Raw genomic sequence first — 18,219 nt, 5'->3', positions numbered from 1 at the left:
CAAAAGCCCCGGCTTTCATGCCTGTGTCCCTTCCGACCCACAGCACTGAACCGGAAAAGAAAGGAGTGTTGCGTTACCGATGGCCTGCGAAGAAACACACCCGATACGCAACGCTTCGCCTTTTCCAGAACCCGTCATTCCCGAATGTCTTCGCCGCAGGCTATCCCGTATGGTTGCACCCTCACCCGATTGTGACTGTCTGCGGCGCACCTGTCGCAGATCTGCGACAGGTTTTAGGCACCGGGTGCCTTATCCCGCCGCACGGGGGGCAAAATGACCACTGCCACCGCCCGGACATGCCTGTCGGATTCCTGGACGAGATGCTCCACGAACTACAATCTGGACCCATCTGAACGCTGGGAAACGCAGGTGCTCAGCCAGCCCGAACTGCGCTTTGTCAGCGGCCGCACGCAGCGGCTGATCCAGAGCGCCCTTCCGGAAATGCAGCGCCTGCATACGCTGGTGGACCCGCTGGACTTCACGGTCATGCTGGCAGACCCGACCGGCATCGTCCTCTCGCGTCACACCCAGCGCAGCAATCTGAGCGGGTGTCGGCGGTGGCGTTTTCAGGCGGGTGCGGTCTGGGATGAAGCCAATGCCGGGACCAACGCAATCGGGACCTGCCTGCGCGAAGAACGCCCGGTTATGGTCGTTCACGACCAGCACTGGCGTCTGTGCTTCCGCAAGCTGACCGGCATGGCCGTGCCGGTTTACAATTCCATCGGGGAACTTGCGGGGGCCATCGACATCAGCTCATTCGTGGCCGAGAACGTCCTGCCCGCGGCGGCACTCCTGATGGATGCGCTCCAGACGACAGCCCGGCGCGTGGAGGAAAAACTGTTTCACGACCGCTTCCGGGAGGACATGATCCTGACCCTTGGGCCATCGACATCGTCCTCGGCCATGCTGGTTGCGCTGGATCGGGACGGCCATATCCGGGGCGCCACCCATGCCAGCCGTCGGCACATGAACTGGCCTGAAGGCGAACTGGCCGGCCTGCCCGCACTCCTGCCGCTGCTCGACAGTCAGGAAGAGCCGAATTTCCGGCGGGCAGAAGCTCAGGTCATCCGCTCCGCCCTCGGGACGGTGGGTGGCAATGTGAGCGCGGCCGCACGTCTTTTAGGCGTGAGCCGCGCCACACTGCACCGCAAGATCAGGGCACTTGGTCTGGATCACTAGGGCCAGACAGGGCTGCCGCGTAATCGTCGGGACGGAACCCGACCAGCAGCACATCCGGCCCTTCCAGCACGGGACGCCGGATCATGGCGGGATGTTCCAGCATAAGGGCCAGAGCCCGTTCCGTATCCAGAGACTCCCGAAGTTCGGGCGGAAGTTTGCGAAACGTCGTTCCCGAACGGTTCAGAAGCTTTTCCCAACCCAGTTTCGCAACCCAGCCCTCCAGCCGCGCCTGCGGAACACCGTCTTTGCGATAGTCATGGAAACTGGCCGCAACACCGTGCCCGGCCAGCCATGACCGGGCCTTGCGCATCGTATCGCAGTTGGAAATTCCATAAATCGTGGCGGATATGGGCATGAGGTCTGTCTCCGGTCTCAGGCGACGAGGCCGCCATCCACCAGAATGGATGCGCCCGTGATGTAAGAGGCATCGGGGCTGGCGAGGAAGGATACCGTGCGGGCAATGTCATTGACCTTGCCGTAGGATTCCGTAGCCGTGAAGCTGCGGATAACGGCGGCACCCTCGCCATCTTCGGGGTTGAGATCCGTTGCGATCGGGCCTGGCTCGACGACATTCGCCGTAATCCCCTGCGGTCCGAGATCCCGCGCCACGCCTTTTGCAAACCCGATCAGACCGGCTTTCGTCGCGGCGTAAAGCGAAATCCCCTGAAACGGTGCGCGCTCGCCAAAAGCCGAACCGATATAGATCAGGCGTCCGCCCGCCTTCATGTATTTAAGAGCTTCAACCGTCTCGATCATTGCCGCACGCAGGTTGAGGTTCAGAACATCCTCGATCTGCGACACACTCATCTGGGCAATCGGGCCATAGGGATAGATGCCCGCATTGCACACGAGTGTATCCAGACGCCCGAACGCTTCATGCGTCTTCGTGATCGCTGCGATGTTGCCGTCTGTGCTGCCACCATCAGCCTGCACCGCAACCGCACGACGCCCCAGTGCCTCGACCTCGGCGACAACTTTCTGAGCAGCCTTTTCATTGCGGGCATAAGTAAGGGCGATATCGAAGCCATCCTGCGCCAGTTTCAGCACAATGGCCGCCCCGATACCGCGTGATCCACCTGTAACGAGAGCCACTCTCTGGGTCATGATCCTGTTCCTTCTGAATGCGCTGACGAAAGATCCGTCTCTAGCGGCCGGATCATGCGGCATTTTCGAGCCGGACCCAACCACCTCCCTGACATTGTGAAGACATCCCTTCATCAAGAGCCTAAAACACATGTCATGTCGGAACAGCAGAACCCCACCAGAACCGGTCGCGGTTGGCCGGATATTGTCGCAGGTCTTTCCCTTGCTTCGGTGAATATTCCGCAGGTTCTGGGTTATACGCGCATCGCGGCCATGCCGGCGGTCACAGGCCTTTATACGGTCCTTCTGCCGCTTGTGGCGTTCGCAGCCTTTGGGTCCTCCCGGCATCTGGTTGTGGCGGCCGATTCCGCAACGGCGGCCATTTTCTCAAGCGCCATCGGCAAAATGGCACCGGCGGGGAGTCCACATTACATGGCGCTCATCAGCATGACAGCGCTGCTCTGCGCGGCTCTCCTGCTTGTGGCGCGGGTCTTTCGGCTGGGATTTCTGGCGGATTTCCTGTCCCGCACCGTTCTCACCGGGTTTCTGGCGGGTGTGGGCGTACAGGTCTGCATCGCCATGCTTCACGACATGCTGGGCGTGTCCGTCAGCGCGCATAACCCGCTGCTTCAGGCGTATGACACGCTTCGTCAGCTTCCGCAGGCAAGCCTTGTGGTCGCCGGGCTTTCCGCTTTTACGGTCGGGGTTCTCATGACCGGACAGCGTCTCGCCCCGCATCTGCCAGCCGGGCTTTGTGTCGTCATCGGGAGCATCGCCCTGAGCATGGGGCTGAACCTGCCGCATCACGGCGTTCCCACACTCGGCCATGTCGCAGGCGGGTTGCCGCATTTCGGCCTGCCTGGCGTCTCATGGAACGAACTTCTCGGCCTCCTGCCCGTGGCCGCGTCGTGCGTGTTCGTCATCATCGCACAGAGTGCCGCCACGTCCCGGGTCTTCGGAGAGCGGTTTCATGAAACCGTCGATGAAAACCGTGACCTTCTGGGGCTGTCCGCCGCAAATATCGCTGCCGGTCTGAGCGGTACCTTCACCGTCAATGGCAGCCCCACCCAAACCGCCATGGCTGTGCGTTCCGGTGCACGCAGTCAGATCGCGCAGGTGACGTTTGCCTGCGTGACGCTCATGGTGCTGCTGTTTCTGACACGCCCGCTGGAGGCCCTGCCCCGCTGCGTTCTGGCCGGGATCGTTTTTACTGTCGCCATTGGTATGATCGACCTGAAAAGCCTGCGCGCGATCCGGCAGGAAAGTCCGGGCGAGTTCTGGCTGGCCATGACGACCGCCGCCGTTGTCGTAGGGATTGGTGTTGAGGAAGGCATTTTCCTCGCCATCGCGCTCTCGCTGTTTCGCCATGTCCGGCACAGCTACGAGCCCCATACGGTGGTCCTGCAACAGGCCGCAGGCACAGGAATTCTGGAAGCCCTGCCTGCGAAGAAAGGGCTGGAAACAGTTCCGGGCCTCATCGTCTTCCGGTTCTGCGCGGATCTGTTCTACGCTAACTCGACGCGCTTTCGTCAGGACCTTCTGGCTCTGGTGGACCACGCCCCGCACCCGGTCCGCTGTGTCGTCCTTGATGCAAGTCCCGTCACGGACATCGACTATTCCGCCGCCGCCGACCTGCGGGACCTGATCGCGCAGCTCCAGCAGCGCGGGATTACACTGATGTTCGGGCGGGTGAGCATCTATCTGCGCTCAGACATGGACCGCCATCACATCACTCCCGCCCTCGGAGCCGATAATATCTACCCGGAACTGCATACAGCGCTGAAAGCCGCCCACGATATTCTGGGAGGCCCTGCGCCGTCCGTCAGGCTTTCCTGACGAACTCGGATTTCAGGTTCATCGCCCCGATCCCGGCGATCTTGCACGCGATATCGTGCCCGTCTCCGCCGTCCGACAGGCGGATGTTCTTCACCTTGGTCCCGCCTTTGACGACCATGGACGAGCCCTTGATCTTCAGATCCTTGATGACCGTCACTGTGTCGCCATCCGCCAGAACATTGCCGTTGCCATCACGGATCTCGCCGGAAGCCTCGCCGCTTTCCGCTCCCGTCTCGGCCGGGTTCCACTCATGCGCACATTCCGGGCACATCCACAGCGCGCCGTCCGGATAAACATGTTCGCACCCGCAGACCGGGCATTTCAGATTGCTGTCCATGATGACCTTTTTTCGTTTATGGCCGGACCCTACTGCACGCAGTCCGTATTTCAAAACGGGGATTGGCCGTTTTCATAACCTGTTCGTTTGACAGGACGCGCGCTATCAACAGCCAGACATATATTGCCACGCTGATGGAAAGACTGTTCCGATGTCCGACGCTACGCCCCAGCCCGTTGCCGCCCCCCTGACGCGCGCCGCCATTTTCCTTGTCCTGAACATCAATCCCGGCACGGAAGCGGAAAAGACCATCCGCAGCCTTTGTGCGGATCTTTCCGGCCTGCGCCGCACAGTCGGCTTCCGGGATCTGAACGGGCAGCTTTCCTGCGTTCTGGGGTTCGGATCGACCGCATGGGACCGTCTTTTTCCCGGCCCGCGTCCACAGGAACTGCATCCGTTTCAGGAAATCAAAGGCGTCCATCACGCCGTCTCCACACCTGGCGACATGCTGTTCCATATCCGCGCCACCCGCATGGACATGTGCTTCGAAATGGCCAGGCTGGTCATGGAGCGCCTGCGTGCCGTCTGCACGGTTGTAGATGAAGTCCACGGCTTCAAATATTTCGACGACCGGGACCTGATCGGTTTCGTGGACGGCACGGAAAACCCTGAAAATGCCGCAGCCTGCGAGGCCGCCATCATCGGCGACGAAGACGCAGCGTTCAAAGGCGGAAGCTACGTCATCACGCAGAAATATTTCCACGATCTCGACGCCTGGAACACCCTGCCCGTCGAGATGCAGGAAAAGATCATCGGCCGCAAAAAGCTGTCCAATGTCGAACTCGATGACAAAACAAAACCCGCCTATGCCCATAACGCCCTGAATGTCGTGACGCGCAACGGCAAACAGGTCGATATCCTGCGCGACAACATGCCGTTCGGTGAGGCTGGCAAGGGCGAGTTCGGCACCTATTTCATCGGCTATGCCCGCTCCCCGTCCGTCACGGAGGAAATGCTGCACAACATGTTCGTCGGCAAACCCGCAGGAAACTACGACCGTCTGCTGGATTACAGCCGTCCCGTCACGGGCTCACTGTTCTTTGTTCCGTCGGCCGATTATCTGGACGATATCGACGCCTGATCGTGCAAAGAAGCGTGGTCACACGCTCGCCCGTAATGATAGATAAACCGGGCCGTAAAGCGGAGCGTGGTTGAGCATGTATCACTGGGGCAAGCGGATCGCGCGCTGCGTAATGGGCGTTCTTGGAGTCCTTTTCTGCGGGACGGGCTATTCCGCTGACCTCACCGGCGGCGGGTCCAGCTTTGCCGCTCCGCTTTACCGGGGCTGGGGCAAGGGTTTTTATCACCAGACCGGCCTGTCCCTCACCTATCAAAGCGTCGGCTCCGGTGCGGGACAAAAGCTCGTTATGGCTGCGGGCGTGGATTTCGGAGCCTCGGATCTCCCTCTCGCGGACACCTTGCTGGACTCAAACAGCCTCTATCAGTTCCCGACCGCACTGGGCGCGATCGTGGTGATTATCAACGTCCCCGGCGTTGCTTCCAACCAGATGAAACTGGACGGCCCAACGCTCGCCGCGCTGTTTGACGGCACGATCACAACGTGGGCCGATCCACGTCTCCGGGCCCTGAACCCCGGCCTGCGCCTGCCGGATCTGGATGTGCTCCCCATCCACCGCGAGGAAGCCTCGGGCACCAGCCATGTTTTCGTGGATTATCTGCATAATGTCGCGCCCGACTGGAAAGCCGGGATGTGGGCTGACGGACCCGAAGCGCGGGGCAATGACGGGGTCGCGGCCAGCGTGCGCCAGTCCATCGGGGGCATCGGCTTTGTGGAATATGCGTTCGCGCGCCAGAACAGGCTCAATACCGTCCGGCTGAAAAACCATGCAGGGCAGTGCGTCACGCCCGACAGAACGTCATTCACCAGTGCCGCCACCAGCGCGGACTGGTCGCACGCTGACCATTACGCCGTGAATCTTCTCAAGGCCCCGGCGCCACAGGCCTGGCCAATCATGACCGCAACCTTTGTTCTCGTACCTGCCCATCCGACAGACAAAACGGCAGCCGTCGCCACAAAAACATTTTTCAGATATGGTCTGAAACAGGGCGACGACGTGGCGCGGGATCTGGATTACGTGCCGCTGCCAACGAACGTGAAAGACAGGATTCTCTCCGGCTGGCCCTGAACCCCGCAAAGTCATAATAACTTCACTTCCCCCGCCCCGTCCTGTGAATGGTCCGGACAATCCACGCTCTCAGGGAAGGGGAGCCGTCTTGCCAGACCGCATTCCGGATCATTGCCGATCGCCGCATGTCTCCAGCCCTGTCGGAGCGTTCGATCCGGTTTTCCCGCCGCTGTTCCTGTCCGCCTCCACCTGACGGGATACCGGCATGTCCGAAGGACATTCTCCTTCGCTCCTGCGGCTGACAGGCCGATATTTTGTTCTGGTTTTCCTGATCGGAACTGCACGGGCGGCAACAGCGCCGCTTGTCACCGATGTCCTGCCATCAGGCGTTCCCCTGCCCTCCCCGGCACCGGGGTTCGTTTTACCCCCTGAAGATACGGGGACCGAACTGCTCGGGGATGTCGGCGGCGCACGATCCTGGCTGGGCCGGAAAGGGATCCGGTTCAATCTTCAGGATGTCGAGGAAGTCTGGGGCCTCGCTTCCGGCGGCCTGCACCCCGGTCCGACCTATGACGGCATGACGGCCGCAACACTTCTGCTGGAAACACGCCGGGCCTTCGGATGGCATGACGGGCTGTTCAATATCAGCGCCATTCAGGTCCGGGGACGGTCTCTGGCCGGAGAACGTCTTGGCTCCCTCAACCCGGTCAGTGGTTATGATGCCGGCCGGACGACCCGCCTGTTCGAACTCTGGTACGGGCAGGGGTTTTTCGGAAACCGGCTGGATATCCGCGTCGGGACAATTGATCTGGATACCGAATTTCTGGTCAGCCAGAACGCGTCCCTGTTCCTGAATGCCAGTTTCGGCTGGCCGCTCTCGACATCCAGCAATCTCTATTCTGGCGGTCCTTCCTGGCCGTTTTCTGCCGTCGGAACACGGATCAAATGGTCCCCCGCCTACCCGCTCGTCCTCATGCTTGCCATCACGGACGACAATCCGACCCGAGGTCCCTTCTACAGCACCCTCAGTCCAACACGGATCGACCCGTCGGGAACAACCTTTTCCACCAAAGGTGGCACGCTTTTCATGGGAGAAGCCCAGCTCTGGGTCGATGCGGCACAGAGCCTTTCGGGAAAAGATGCCCCTGCCCTTCCGGGAACATGGAAAATTGGTGGGCTGTACGATACAGGCCGCTTTCCGGACCCGCGTTTCGACAGTCAGGGCGGCCTCCTGGGCAGTCCGGACAGTACCGGCACGCCTTTATACCACTCCGGCACCTGGCTGGGATATATCGTGCTCGATCAGACGCTCTGGCGAACAGTCGGCGATCCGGTCAAGGCCATCAACACTTTCATACGCGCTACAATGGCCAGCGGCACCCGAAACCGTCTTACTGCCGAGGTGGAAGCCGGCCTGACCTTTCAGGGCTTTGTCCCTTCGCGCCCCAATGATGTGATCGGAATTGGCTGGGGAACAGGATTTTTCAGCCATCGCGCCAAAGAAAACGCACGGGATGTCATCCGTCTTTCAGACAGCTCGGCCAGACTTCTGGTGCCGGAAAACCATATCGAACTGACATGGCAGGTTCCGGTCCGCGATTACCTCACCCTCCAGCCGGATTTCCAGTATTTCTGGAATCTGGGTGGCCAGGAACCTGTAAAAGGCACCGCATCCGCATCAAGGGGAGCGGTTCTGGGTCTGAACATGACCACGTCCTTCTAAAACCGGTTTTATGATTTCAATTAAGTTTCAAACTTCGGTTCCGCTTTGCCCGGTAAGGTTCTCTTCACGGCCTGTAAAGCCGGTGACAAAGGAACCAATTCATGACGCAGGACAAGGATTTCGGCGGTCTCTCGCCAGACGAACAGGCTCGGGAGCGCATGCGCTACGAAATCATCGATGACCTGGATGAAGAATTCGAGCTTTCTCTTGAAGAAAACGAAGGCACGAGCCTCGATCCTGCGGAGCGTGCCTTTCGTCGCCTCTATTTCCGCGAACTGATCCGCCTGCAGGGCGAACTCATCAAACTGCAGGACTGGGTCAAAGCCAGTGGCGAGCGGATTGTCGTACTCTTTGAAGGCCGGGACGCTGCTGGCAAGGGCGGCGCGATCAAACGCATCACCCAGCGTCTGAACCCCCGGATCTGCCGCGTCGCCGCCCTGCCAGCCCCAAATGACCGCGAGCGCACGCAGTGGTACTTCCAGCGCTATGTGGCGCATCTTCCGGCCGCTGGTGAAATCGTTCTCTTTGATCGCAGCTGGTACAACCGGGCCGGCGTTGAACGCGTCATGGGGTTCTGCACGGACGAAGAATATGAAGAATTCTTCCGCTCTGTTCCCGAATTCGAACGCATGCTGGTCCGCAGTGGTGTCCGGGTCATCAAGTTCTGGTTCTCAATCACGGACGAAGAGCAGGAATCACGCTTCCGCGCCCGGATCGAAGATCCACTGAAGCAGTGGAAGCTCAGCCCGATGGATCTTGAAAGCCGTCGCCGCTGGGAGAATTATACTCTGGCCAAGGAAATCATGCTGGAGCGTTCCAGCATCCCCGAAGCCCCGTGGTGGGTCGTTCCCGCCGTGGACAAAAAACGCGCGCGACTGAACTGTATCGCCCACTTCCTGTCTCTCGTGCCTTATGAACCCGTCAGCCGCACAGAAATTGTCCTGCCGGAGCGTGTATTCCATCCGGATTACGAACGCGAACCCACGCCTGAAACCATGCTCGTCCCCGAGCGGTACTAAAACACACCTCCGCTCTTCCCGTGCAGCAACACGGGAAGAGACATCCCCTGCCTTGCTTCATTCATCCGCGCGACAAAGCGGTCCTGACATGGCGCTGGAGTTTTTTTCCAAGGTCATTGAAAGGAATTTCAACAAACCGATAGGAAAAATAAGACGCTCCCAAGGAAATGGCGAGAACCGGAACCAGCATCAGGACCATCTGTACCGGAAGCGCATAAGGCAGCAGGAAAGACGACATCAACCGCGCAGTCACGACAATAACCAGAAAATGAACGAGATAGATCCCAAAGGAAATATCTCCAATCCAGACCAGCCAGCGCGCTGAAAGCAGTCGGGACATGTGGTTCTGCGTCGCAAGACCATAAATGATGAAGGCAGAAAACACTGCTTCGATCAGGCTGCAAAGCGGATCATGAAATGAAAGGTCTGCCCGGCCGGTCACCACTTCCAGAATTACCCGCGTGCATACAAGCCCGATCACCATGGCATAAAAGAAAAGATCGGAATAACGACTGGCGTAAGACTGCAAAATTCTGAAGGTCAGAATTCCCACAACAAAATCCACCGTATACAAAAGCGGCAGGGTCTTTCCACCACCATCGGCGGCGAGAAACGACAGGACCGCAGCGACGATGAAAGTCAGGAGTGCAGGCCACAGACGCTTTGTGCAGGCTTTGACAAGGAATGGCAGTATCAACGCCACCAGCAATTCGCAGGCGATGGTCCAGTTCTGGGGAACGAGAGCACTGTTCATGCCAACAAAACACTTCGCCAGAATGGATGCGGATAGCGGCACGTCATGCGGCAGCAACCCGTCGAACCAGGGACTGGTGAATGGCACTTTCCAGGTCGAAAGCGTCGATTTCACATAAAGAAGCGACAGGGCCGTCACGACAGCAAGCAGCGGAACAATGCGGAAAAACCGCCGCACATAGAAGCCGAGCAGCTCGCTCAGACTTATGGCTCTGCTGAAAAATGATGGCGACAGCACGAAACCGCTGAGGACGAAAAACACGACAACGGCAGCATGCGAATTGAGAAAAATATCCTCATACGCAAGTCCGATGGATCCGCCCACGGGAAAGCAGATAATGTAATGGCGCAACAATACGATCATGGAAGCGATTCCCCGCAGCGATTGCAGGGAGGGAATATGATCGCCGGAAGGTCTGCTCAAACGGGCGGTTTCGGACGTCCTGTCAGACATTCTTTTTGCTTCTCCTGAAACGATTTTATCTCCGATATTAAGCCATTAGAAACAAAAAAGAAGCACCCATTCCTGGGTGCTTCTTTTTCAGTCCCGAAACATGCCGTTCACCGGAGCGATCAGCAGCCCCAGTGCGACGTGTTATGCGTCACAGACACCTGGGTGTGAGACGAAGACTGTCCCGACGACGAGAAGCAGCCACGCGAACCGCTGCTCTGCTGACCCCAGCTGGAAGAGCAGTTCCAGGCGCTGCCGGACTGGTAGGAGTTGCCACCGAACCAGTTGCTGCTGCCACAGCTGCTCGACTGCCAGCCCTTGCAGGAAGAGAAAGCATTGTTCCAGGCAGAGATGATCTGCTTCAGGGAAGAGGAGTAGTCGCAACCACCCGAACCAGAACCCCAGCCCCAGCTGGATCCGTGATCGCCACAACCGGAGGAGTTATGTCCGTCATGACCGCTCCAACCAGAGTGACCGCTGTTGCCGCTCGAGTTACCGTCATGATGACCCCAGTGACCGCCATGACCGCCACAGTTGCTGCCACCCGAGTTGCTGCTGTTCGCGGACGTATCGGAAATCAGGTAGTTGCCGCTCTTGTCCTGTGTGATCGCAAGCGTTCCGGGTGTATAGCCGGAAGCCATCGTGACGTTGCTCAGGGTCAGCGTGTGATTGTCGCTTTCCTGCACGACGAGGCTGTAGCTGCCGTCCGTGTTCTTGACGTACGATGCCGAAAGCGGCGTCTCGCCAGTGTTGGCCGTGATACCGAACTGGGTCTTGGCGGAAACACCAGAGAAGCTGGTATCAACCGTTGTATCCGTACCGTTGAGGAAGAACTGCTCGCTCGACTTGGAGTCAAATGCAACAGACACGCCCGTTGCCAGGAAACCCGTGTAAACGGAGCTGGTGCCGGAAAGCGTAATGTGCATCGAATTGGCAATGTTGACGCCGTCCGTCTGGCTGCCAAACGTCGAATTGACCAGATTGAGCGTACCCTCGCCGTTCAGACGATCCCCTGCCCCCATGAAAACATTGCTGCGGTTGTTTTCGATGGTCAGCGTGCCGTTCATGACGTTGATGTCGCCAAGCTGAACTGCAGAAGCCGTATCAATCACGATGGAACCGTACTGCCCGACCTGGAAGGAACTGGTCAAAAAGACGGGAGAGGTTTCGCTGGACTGGCAGGAAGACGCCGTAATGTCGAGCGTGCCGTAGTCACCGATGGTCAGGCTTGGTACGGCCGTGGAGCTTGCCGTGCTCGCCACGGCTTCAGCCGTCGCGGTGGAACTTGTACCGGAAATATTGACATCATGATATGTGGTCGGGGACGCACCCGTCGACCAGTTCTTGACATTATAAAAATCGCCGCTGGTGCCGCCAGTCCAATAAGTCGAAGCCATGTCAAATTACCCTATACTATTGGGAGTAGTCCCAATACATTCCAAATCAATCCAAGGGCACCGAACTATTGAGTTAGCGCACTTTTGGATCGAATAATGTGCACTCACTCGCACATACAAAAAATCTTTGCTCATTAATAAGACGTTAAAGTATTTTTTTATTTATCAGCCTCCCGATCAAAGCCAGAACAAGCCGCGCACATCCGCACTGCAAACAGCCCTCCCCCAGGAAAAGGGGCAGCAAAAAACATTGCGAAAAAAATCCAGCGCAGATTCTTGGATGCAAGACTTCAGTCATTTTTGACGCGCATACTCGAACGTTAAAATGTGGTTAATTTTATTTTGTGTTCGATTATTGTTAAATCTTTAAACGCCAATGAAAAATTATGTGATAAATGGGTGGAACATTATCATTTATTAGAACCCATATGCGCATCCTTCACCTTTCCAATCACTGCCGTTTTGCCAATGGCAACGTCCATGCCGCCGTTGACCTTGCCTGCGAACAGGCTGCCAAAGGGCACACTGTCGCGTTCGGCAGTTCTGGTGGGTACTTCGAGCCTCTCCTTCAGAAAAACGGAGTTGTTCTGATTGATGTGCCACAGGAATCAATGACCGTTCCGAAGGGCATCAGGACATTCTTCTCTTTATGGAAGGTCATCCGCGACTTCCGGCCGGATGTAATTCACGCCCACATGATGACCGGTGCGGTGCTCGCCAAAGCCTGGACATGTCTTTTCAGGATTCCGCTTGTCACCACGGTTCACAACTCCTTTGACCGACATGCCATCCTCATGGGGCTTGGAGATCGGGTCATTGGGGTCAGTCGTGCTGTGTCAGAAGAGATGATCCGCCGTCACGTTCCCAGATCCCGTGTCCGGACCGTACTGAACGGCACGCGCAATGCCGTACGCCGTCAGGAATGGCCGAATCAGAACCTTGATCTTCCACGACCCAATCTAATTTCGATAGGCGGACTGCACCCGCGCAAGGGAATCTCCACCCTGCTGGACGCATTTGAGATCATATGGCGCAGTCATCCTGAAGCCACATTGAATATTCTGGGCGAAGGCCCTTTCAGGGAACAGTACGAAAAGCAGGCCGCCGCTCTTGAAGGAGGCGCCAACATCATGTTCCGTGGCGCCTTACCGGATACGGGATCGTGGCTGAACGCATCGGATATCTTTGTCCTCCCATCCCTGCGCGAACCTTTTGGACTGGTGATCTGCGAAGCACGCGAGGCAGGCTGCGCCATCGTGGCAACGGATGTGGACGGCGTACCCGAGGTCTGCAGCGTTGGAAACGCTGGCCTGCTTGTGCCTCCGGAAGACGCACCGGCTCTTGCCGCAGCCGTACTGTCACTTCTGGATAATCCCGAACTCCTCGCGCAGCAGAAAGCCGCCTCGCTCCGCGACATAGAATTCTTCGACATCAGCCGCGTCTGTGACCAGACGATGGATGTCTACCGGGAGGTCATGAAAAAACGCAGATAATTCTGCTCAGACAGCCCTGCCCGACACAAAGCCGGGCACTGAGAGTTTTACGCTTCAGGGCATGGAACAAATGCCCTGAAAGAAATAAACCTGAACATGTTCTGGACTTGTGTCACTCATAGCCGGAGTGACTGCACTGAAGGGTTGACGTACTTTCGTGACTAATAGCCTCGAACCGGAAAATGCCCCGATCCCGGAGCAGGACACCTTTACCAATGTCGGCGCAAAAGCCGCACGCGGAGCGGCGTTTCTGGTCGGCGCCAAGCTGATGGGCCGGTTTCTGGATTTTGTGTCACTTGTTGTTCTGACACATCTCCTGCTGCCAGCCGATTTTGGCGTGGTCTCTCTGGCCATGTCCGTCATTTATCTGACAGAAGCCATTTTCGAACTTCCCCTGTCTCAGGCGCTCGTCGTTCTGGAAACCATAGACAGAGACCATCTGGACACGGCATTTACGCTGAGCTTTCTGCGCGGGTCCATCATCTGCGTTCTTGTCTTCGCCATTTCCCTGCCGTTTTCAATTTTATACCACGATTCCCGCCTGTTCCCGCTGCTGATGGCGCTTAGTCTGGCGCCCGCGCTTCGCGGAATGCAGAGTCCGGGTCTGGCACTCTATGCAAAACGTCTCGATTTTTCGCGTGAATGTATCATCGACTTCCTTGGAAAATTCGGCGCTCTGATCGTTGCCGTCTGCGTGGCGGTCACAACCCGCTCCTACTGGGCCGTTGCCGCCGCAACAATCACAAGTACCGCTTTTGGAATGATCGTTTCGTATGTGATCTCCCCATACAAACCGCATTTTACGCTATCGCGATGGAGCGATTTCAGAAACTTTCTCGGGTGGAGCAGCGGAGCCCAGATCGTCAGTGCCATCAACTGGCAGTATGATCGGCTCATTCTGGGACGTCTCGTCCCTCCGCAGACGCTGGGTGCATTTTCGATCGCGAGTGATCTGGTGGGAATTCCATCGCAGGCCATCATCGCGCCCCTCAGCCGCCCCCTGCTTTCAGCTCTTGTGGCCCGCCGGGACAATCTGGATCATTTCAGAAATCTCTACCAGTTGTCGAACGCTACGGTGTTCATGATCATTCTTCCCATCTTTATTGAGATGTCGGCCCTCTCGACCGAAATCGTCCACACGATTCTGGGACCAAAGTGGGAGAAGTCCATCACCTATATTTCCCTGCTCGCCATTCCACCAATTCTGGCGGGACTGGCAGAGGGCATTTCAGCCCTGGTCATGGCTTTCAAGAAAAACCACCTTTACATGCGTCTGAACTCGCTGGAATTCGCGTTCAAGATCCCGATCGTCACAGGCGCCGCCTATTTCTTTGGAGCGCTTGGTGCGTGCTGGGGACGCATCTGTATCGCGTTCCTCATGATGCTTGTCTATCTCTCAACCACCAAGAGCCTGATCAAGGTCTCCTACGGCCAAGTCTTTTTTCAAAACTGGCGAACCTGTCTGTCTGGTTTCCTGTCGTGGCTCAGTATAGAAAGCATCAAATGGTACCTGCTGCCGCCTTCATGGCCGGGTATTGTAAAGCTATTTATTCTCGGCAGCGCTGGACTCATGGCTTATGTCCTCGCACTGCTCGCGCTCTGGTCTCTGACCGGCAAAAAACCTGGGTCTGTAGAAGCCAGGGTTGTCGGAATATGCATGTCGAAACTGAGGAGAAGCCGCGTCGCGCTTTAACGGGCGCGCCGTCTGCCCGACAGATATCGGGGACTTTCGGTTTTTCCTACGTGAGACTTTGCAGCAGTTTTTTCGCCGCAGCATTCCCACCCGATGCCGCAAATTCCAGAAGCTTCTTCGCTTCCACCGGATCAGCGGCACATCCCATTCCATTATAGACCAACTGGGCGAGCGTTACCGCAGCCCCTGTATGTCCGGATTGTGCAGCCCTACGATACCAGGAATGGGCTTCAAGAAAATTGGGCGTAGTCCCGTCGCCCTGAAGGTTGATATCCCCGACCAATGCAGTCGCTTCAACCTCCCCACCCTGCGCGGCCTTGCGCAACCATGTCTCGGCTTTGGAAACATCGCGCTCCACGCCACGCCCCTGATAATAGGCAATCCCAACCTTCATCTGCGCGGCAGGACGACCGTCTTCAGCAGCTTTCATGAAATGCCCGAAAGCCTGCACATCCTTTCCGCCTTCATACTCCAGAACAGTCCCAAGGGTCAGCTCGGCATCCGCGAGGCCACCCTGCGCGGCCTTGCGGATATAGGATAGCCCCCGTTCGCGTTCCGTAGGGTTTTTCGCGGCTCCGAGAAGATCGAGCCCATACCCATACAGCCCCTGCACGCTGCCAGCCTCGGCTGCCCTGCGATAAAGCTCCCGCCCTCTTTCAGGATCACGCAGATTGTCCGGCCCCTGCATCAGAAGATGAGCCATCATCGCCATACCGTCGGCATCTCCGCCATCAACGGACTTTTGCGCCCAGTACAGTGCGCCGTCATAGTCCGGCTCTCCCTGTTCAGGCATGCTATCAAAGACCGTCGTACGGTTTTCCGAGGCTGGACCCAGTCCCATGTAACACAACTGGGCCAGTCTCTGACACGCTGGTGCATAACCCTGTTCTGCAGACTTCTGAAACCAGCGCAGGGCTTCTCCGGGATTGATGGGAACGTCTTTATCCGCCAGATAAAGCTCTCCCAGCGCGAACTGGCCCTCTGCGTTTCCTGACGTCCCCAAAGTATGGAGTTGCCTGAGCCCCTGCCTGACCTTTCCGTTCTCCAGAAGTTTTTTTGCGCCTTGCAGTCTTGCCTCGGGCCGGAGAAATAACGGAAAGCCGAGTTTACTCATGATACTTTTCCAGATTTCAATAATAACAGGATCAGGTTGCAGAAAGTGTTACAGGACAGTGCCTGAATGGCGCAACAAAGCGGTGCGAAAAATATTCGAGCCATGCTTCTGCCGGAGAACGTAAACCGTGCAGTGACAATGCCACAATCAGAGCTGCCACAAGCATCAATGCAACCGACCAGTCGGGCTGATGCTTTTTCGAGAACGTCTGCATTTCCCGATATCGTGCAAGCGTTAGAAGCAGAACCCCCAGCAGTCCCCACGCACCTCCCACACACACCTCGGCAACGGAATGTACATGCAGCCAGACACGTGCAGCGCCGGCAAACAGCCCAATCCCCAGAGCCACCATAAAGCCCGCGATCGGCAGCCGGCCAAACAGCACAGCCATACTGCCATACACGAATGTCGTCCCTGCCGTATGACCGCTCGGACTGTAAAGGCTCTGGCCCGGAATCCGGCCGCATGCCTCAAACCGCAGTTTAAGCAATAACATTCCGCCAAATACCAGAACCACAAGCGCCAGCCATTGAAGTAACATCTTTCGTCGTGCCTGCACGATCAGCAGAACGCCGCTCAAAGCCATCACAGGCCAGAGAATGTTTTCGTCTCCGAAGTCGCTGAAAAAACCGATGAGACTCATGAGGCCGTCAGGCACGCACCTGTTTTCCCGCTCGGGTCTGGAGACGGATCAATGCCGACACCAACATGGCCAGCAGCACATAAAAATCCATCGTCCCCAGAACAGGTCCTGAAATGAGGGTTGCTACCGTTCGCCCGAGCAATGCAGTGAATGTCGCTTCGATCATCCAGGCATCAAGTGAGCGTTCCCCCGCCGCCCCCTTGATCGTGCGATATATCTTCAGAAACAGGCTTCCGTTCCAGACCACGAGCATCAGAACGCCCACGACGCCTATTGTCGCCAGAAAGCCCGGAAGAAGACTTGAAGAACGGTCACTTCCCCACCCGGTCCCAAGACCATAAGTGTCAAACGCAAGCTGATACGAGTCAGCGTCTTTCTGGGTACGTTCTTCGTAAGACGCCGACTGTTTCTTGTCCTGCGTCTCCAGCATAACCTCCGCCGCCGCCTTGATGACGTCAGGAGCAAAAGCCGCCAAAGCCAGCGTTGTCACGCCCATGCACAGTACCCCGCCCGCGATGAACATCATCAGACGTCGGAACAATCGCCTCTCACGACTTAAGATGGCGTAAACAATCAGCAACGCCAGCCCGATTATCATGGCGACATAGCCGGTTGTCGAGGTCGTCATCAGCAGACACAGGGTACACAGGAAAATCATTACCCGCGTCGCCCAATTTCCATATCCCCGAAGGGCGCACCACACCGTTGAATACAGCGTCCCGATCAGAAAAGTCGCGCAGGCCGAAGGCTCGGTAAAGGTTGCATTGATGCGGGGCACCGGGCCGCTCATCTGCGTATCCAGAACGGCCCATCCAGGATTGGAATACAAAAGCTCTTTGGGAAATGGAATGCTCCCAACCAGACGGTGCGCCATCTCCCAGAAACCGACCACACATGCCAGAGCCGCGCCCACCAGATAGGCATTGTAAAGCCGCCGCGGATCAGCTTCGCGCCGGGTCAGGAAAAAAATGGTCATGACAAACATGACGAGGTCGAGAACGAGATAGCAATCCTGGGTCATGTTTCCACGCGTTGGCGCAAGCGGAACCCGGGTTGCCACGTCGTCAAGCTTCTGCGGCCAGACCAGCACAACCCCTTCAAACAGGCGGGGCAGGATAATAGAGCCGACCAGCGCCCAGGAGAACGCGATCAGCAGCGGTGTACAAAATTTGAGAACCCGTCCAGCCGCCGGAAACTTGACCCCCAGCATCAGCTGAAGGCCCATGAACGCAATAAACAACATGCCGGGAGCCATGGCCGGCTGTAGACCAAGCCCCCCCATTACCAGAACCGCCGCCGCCTGAAGAACGCCCCCTATGAGGGTCAGCTCCAGCAGGCGCTGCGGATCCTTCCTGAAAAAGAAAAGGAAGCTGAGGGGCCAAAAAATCAGCCCCATCGCGGTCAGAGGCAT

The 18,219-nt window shown here is 57.4% G+C and carries 16 protein-coding genes; 8 read left to right on the top strand and 8 right to left on the bottom strand.

Going from position 1 to position 18,219, the window contains the following annotated elements:
* Nucleotides 1-273 precede the first annotated feature (273 nt).
* On the top strand, nt 274-1,179 hold the full coding sequence (locus GAL01_RS03595) for a helix-turn-helix domain-containing protein (RefSeq protein WP_062031045.1): 906 nt from the start codon (nt 274-276) through the stop codon (nt 1,177-1,179).
* Here GAL01_RS03595 and GAL01_RS03590 read toward each other — a convergent pair.
* The gene (locus GAL01_RS03590; protein ID WP_082790754.1) at nt 1,154-1,534 is read right to left on the bottom strand and encodes an ArsC family reductase; all 381 of its coding nucleotides are present in this window, start codon (nt 1,532-1,534) and stop codon (nt 1,154-1,156) included. The two genes, GAL01_RS03595 and GAL01_RS03590, sit on opposite strands and share 26 nt — an antisense overlap.
* Before the next feature lie 17 nt (nt 1,535-1,551).
* On the bottom strand, nt 1,552-2,283 hold the full coding sequence (locus tag GAL01_RS03585) for an SDR family NAD(P)-dependent oxidoreductase (RefSeq protein ID WP_062031043.1): 732 nt from the start codon (nt 2,281-2,283) through the stop codon (nt 1,552-1,554).
* 135 nt (nt 2,284-2,418) lie between these two features.
* Here GAL01_RS03585 and GAL01_RS03580 point away from each other — a divergent pair, with 135 nt between their 5' ends.
* Nucleotides 2,419-4,098, top strand: coding sequence for a SulP family inorganic anion transporter (locus GAL01_RS03580; protein ID WP_062031041.1), 1,680 nt, complete (start codon nt 2,419-2,421; stop codon nt 4,096-4,098).
* Here the strand turns inward: GAL01_RS03580 and GAL01_RS03575 are convergent.
* Nucleotides 4,085-4,435 (bottom strand): zinc ribbon domain-containing protein YjdM, encoded by a 351-nt coding sequence (locus GAL01_RS03575; RefSeq protein ID WP_062031039.1) that lies wholly within the window; start codon nt 4,433-4,435, stop codon nt 4,085-4,087. The two genes, GAL01_RS03580 and GAL01_RS03575, sit on opposite strands and share 14 nt — an antisense overlap.
* Nucleotides 4,436-4,586: 151 nt before the next feature.
* On the opposite strand from GAL01_RS03575, the gene GAL01_RS03570 reads away from it, so the two are divergent.
* The 4 genes from GAL01_RS03570 (at nt 4,587) to ppk2 (ending at nt 9,264) form a co-directional block, all read left to right on the top strand.
* Nucleotides 4,587-5,516, top strand: coding sequence for a Dyp-type peroxidase (locus tag GAL01_RS03570; protein ID WP_062031037.1), 930 nt, complete (start codon nt 4,587-4,589; stop codon nt 5,514-5,516).
* 76 nt (nt 5,517-5,592) lie between these two features.
* Nucleotides 5,593-6,582, top strand: a complete 990-nt coding sequence (gene pstS, locus GAL01_RS03565; protein ID WP_062031035.1) for a phosphate ABC transporter substrate-binding protein PstS — start codon at nt 5,593-5,595, stop codon at nt 6,580-6,582.
* A 205-nt stretch (nt 6,583-6,787) separates the two neighbouring features.
* Nucleotides 6,788-8,245: a carbohydrate porin gene (locus tag GAL01_RS03555; protein WP_062031031.1), complete on the top strand. Its 1,458-nt coding sequence runs from the start codon at nt 6,788-6,790 to the stop codon at nt 8,243-8,245.
* A gap of 101 nt (nt 8,246-8,346) precedes the next feature.
* Nucleotides 8,347-9,264, top strand: coding sequence for a polyphosphate kinase 2 (ppk2, locus tag GAL01_RS03550; RefSeq protein ID WP_062031029.1), 918 nt, complete (start codon nt 8,347-8,349; stop codon nt 9,262-9,264).
* A gap of 61 nt (nt 9,265-9,325) precedes the next feature.
* Here the strand turns inward: ppk2 and GAL01_RS03545 are convergent, their stop codons facing one another.
* Nucleotides 9,326-10,471: an acyltransferase family protein gene (locus tag GAL01_RS03545; protein WP_062031027.1), complete on the bottom strand. Its 1,146-nt coding sequence runs from the start codon at nt 10,469-10,471 to the stop codon at nt 9,326-9,328.
* Nucleotides 10,472-10,590: 119 nt separating this feature from the next.
* The gene (locus tag GAL01_RS03540; RefSeq protein ID WP_062031025.1) at nt 10,591-11,865 is read right to left on the bottom strand and encodes a hypothetical protein; all 1,275 of its coding nucleotides are present in this window, start codon (nt 11,863-11,865) and stop codon (nt 10,591-10,593) included.
* A gap of 428 nt (nt 11,866-12,293) precedes the next feature.
* On the opposite strand from GAL01_RS03540, the gene GAL01_RS03535 reads away from it, so the two are divergent.
* Nucleotides 12,294-13,358: a glycosyltransferase family 4 protein gene (locus GAL01_RS03535; protein WP_062031023.1), complete on the top strand. Its 1,065-nt coding sequence runs from the start codon at nt 12,294-12,296 to the stop codon at nt 13,356-13,358.
* 157 nt (nt 13,359-13,515) lie between these two features.
* Nucleotides 13,516-15,051 (top strand): lipopolysaccharide biosynthesis protein, encoded by a 1,536-nt coding sequence (locus GAL01_RS03530; RefSeq protein ID WP_062031021.1) that lies wholly within the window; start codon nt 13,516-13,518, stop codon nt 15,049-15,051.
* A gap of 46 nt (nt 15,052-15,097) precedes the next feature.
* On the opposite strand, the gene GAL01_RS03525 is transcribed toward GAL01_RS03530, so the two are convergent.
* Genes GAL01_RS03525 through GAL01_RS03515 form a run of 3 tightly spaced genes read right to left on the bottom strand, consistent with a single transcriptional unit; the run spans nt 15,098 to nt 18,219 of the window.
* Nucleotides 15,098-16,165 (bottom strand): tetratricopeptide repeat protein, encoded by a 1,068-nt coding sequence (locus GAL01_RS03525; protein WP_082790753.1) that lies wholly within the window; start codon nt 16,163-16,165, stop codon nt 15,098-15,100.
* A gap of 31 nt (nt 16,166-16,196) precedes the next feature.
* Nucleotides 16,197-16,823, bottom strand: coding sequence for a phosphatase PAP2 family protein (locus tag GAL01_RS03520; protein ID WP_099253084.1), 627 nt, complete (start codon nt 16,821-16,823; stop codon nt 16,197-16,199).
* On the bottom strand, nt 16,816-18,219 hold the full coding sequence (locus tag GAL01_RS03515) for an O-antigen ligase family protein (RefSeq protein WP_082790752.1): 1,404 nt from the start codon (nt 18,217-18,219) through the stop codon (nt 16,816-16,818). The genes GAL01_RS03520 and GAL01_RS03515 overlap by 8 nt, the downstream gene beginning before the upstream one ends.

It is taken from the genome of Gluconobacter albidus, from assembly GCF_002723915.1.
Taxonomy (GTDB): Bacteria; Pseudomonadota; Alphaproteobacteria; order Acetobacterales; family Acetobacteraceae; genus Gluconobacter; species Gluconobacter albidus.
The sequence above is the reverse complement of the archived record's forward strand: the minus strand, read 5'-3'. Positions and strand labels throughout refer to the sequence as shown.

Coding starts and splice junctions, on each gene's coding strand:
- GAL01_RS03540 (WP_062031025.1), bottom strand. CDS start 11,865: ATGGCTTCGACTTATTGGACTGGCGGCACCAGCGGCGATTTTTATAAT.
- GAL01_RS03580 (WP_062031041.1), top strand. CDS start 2,419: ATGTCGGAACAGCAGAACCCCACCAGAACCGGTCGCGGTTGGCCGGAT.
- GAL01_RS03535 (WP_062031023.1), top strand. CDS start 12,294: ATGCGCATCCTTCACCTTTCCAATCACTGCCGTTTTGCCAATGGCAAC.
- pstS (WP_062031035.1), top strand. CDS start 5,593: ATGTATCACTGGGGCAAGCGGATCGCGCGCTGCGTAATGGGCGTTCTT.
- GAL01_RS03570 (WP_062031037.1), top strand. CDS start 4,587: ATGTCCGACGCTACGCCCCAGCCCGTTGCCGCCCCCCTGACGCGCGCC.
- GAL01_RS03585 (WP_062031043.1), bottom strand. CDS start 2,283: ATGACCCAGAGAGTGGCTCTCGTTACAGGTGGATCACGCGGTATCGGG.
- GAL01_RS03590 (WP_082790754.1), bottom strand. CDS start 1,534: ATGCCCATATCCGCCACGATTTATGGAATTTCCAACTGCGATACGATG.
- GAL01_RS03515 (WP_082790752.1), bottom strand. CDS start 18,219: ATGCCTCTGACCGCGATGGGGCTGATTTTTTGGCCCCTCAGCTTCCTT.
- GAL01_RS03595 (WP_062031045.1), top strand. CDS start 274: ATGACCACTGCCACCGCCCGGACATGCCTGTCGGATTCCTGGACGAGA.
- GAL01_RS03525 (WP_082790753.1), bottom strand. CDS start 16,165: ATGAGTAAACTCGGCTTTCCGTTATTTCTCCGGCCCGAGGCAAGACTG.
- GAL01_RS03545 (WP_062031027.1), bottom strand. CDS start 10,471: ATGTCTGACAGGACGTCCGAAACCGCCCGTTTGAGCAGACCTTCCGGC.
- GAL01_RS03575 (WP_062031039.1), bottom strand. CDS start 4,435: ATGGACAGCAATCTGAAATGCCCGGTCTGCGGGTGCGAACATGTTTAT.
- GAL01_RS03555 (WP_062031031.1), top strand. CDS start 6,788: ATGTCCGAAGGACATTCTCCTTCGCTCCTGCGGCTGACAGGCCGATAT.
- ppk2 (WP_062031029.1), top strand. CDS start 8,347: ATGACGCAGGACAAGGATTTCGGCGGTCTCTCGCCAGACGAACAGGCT.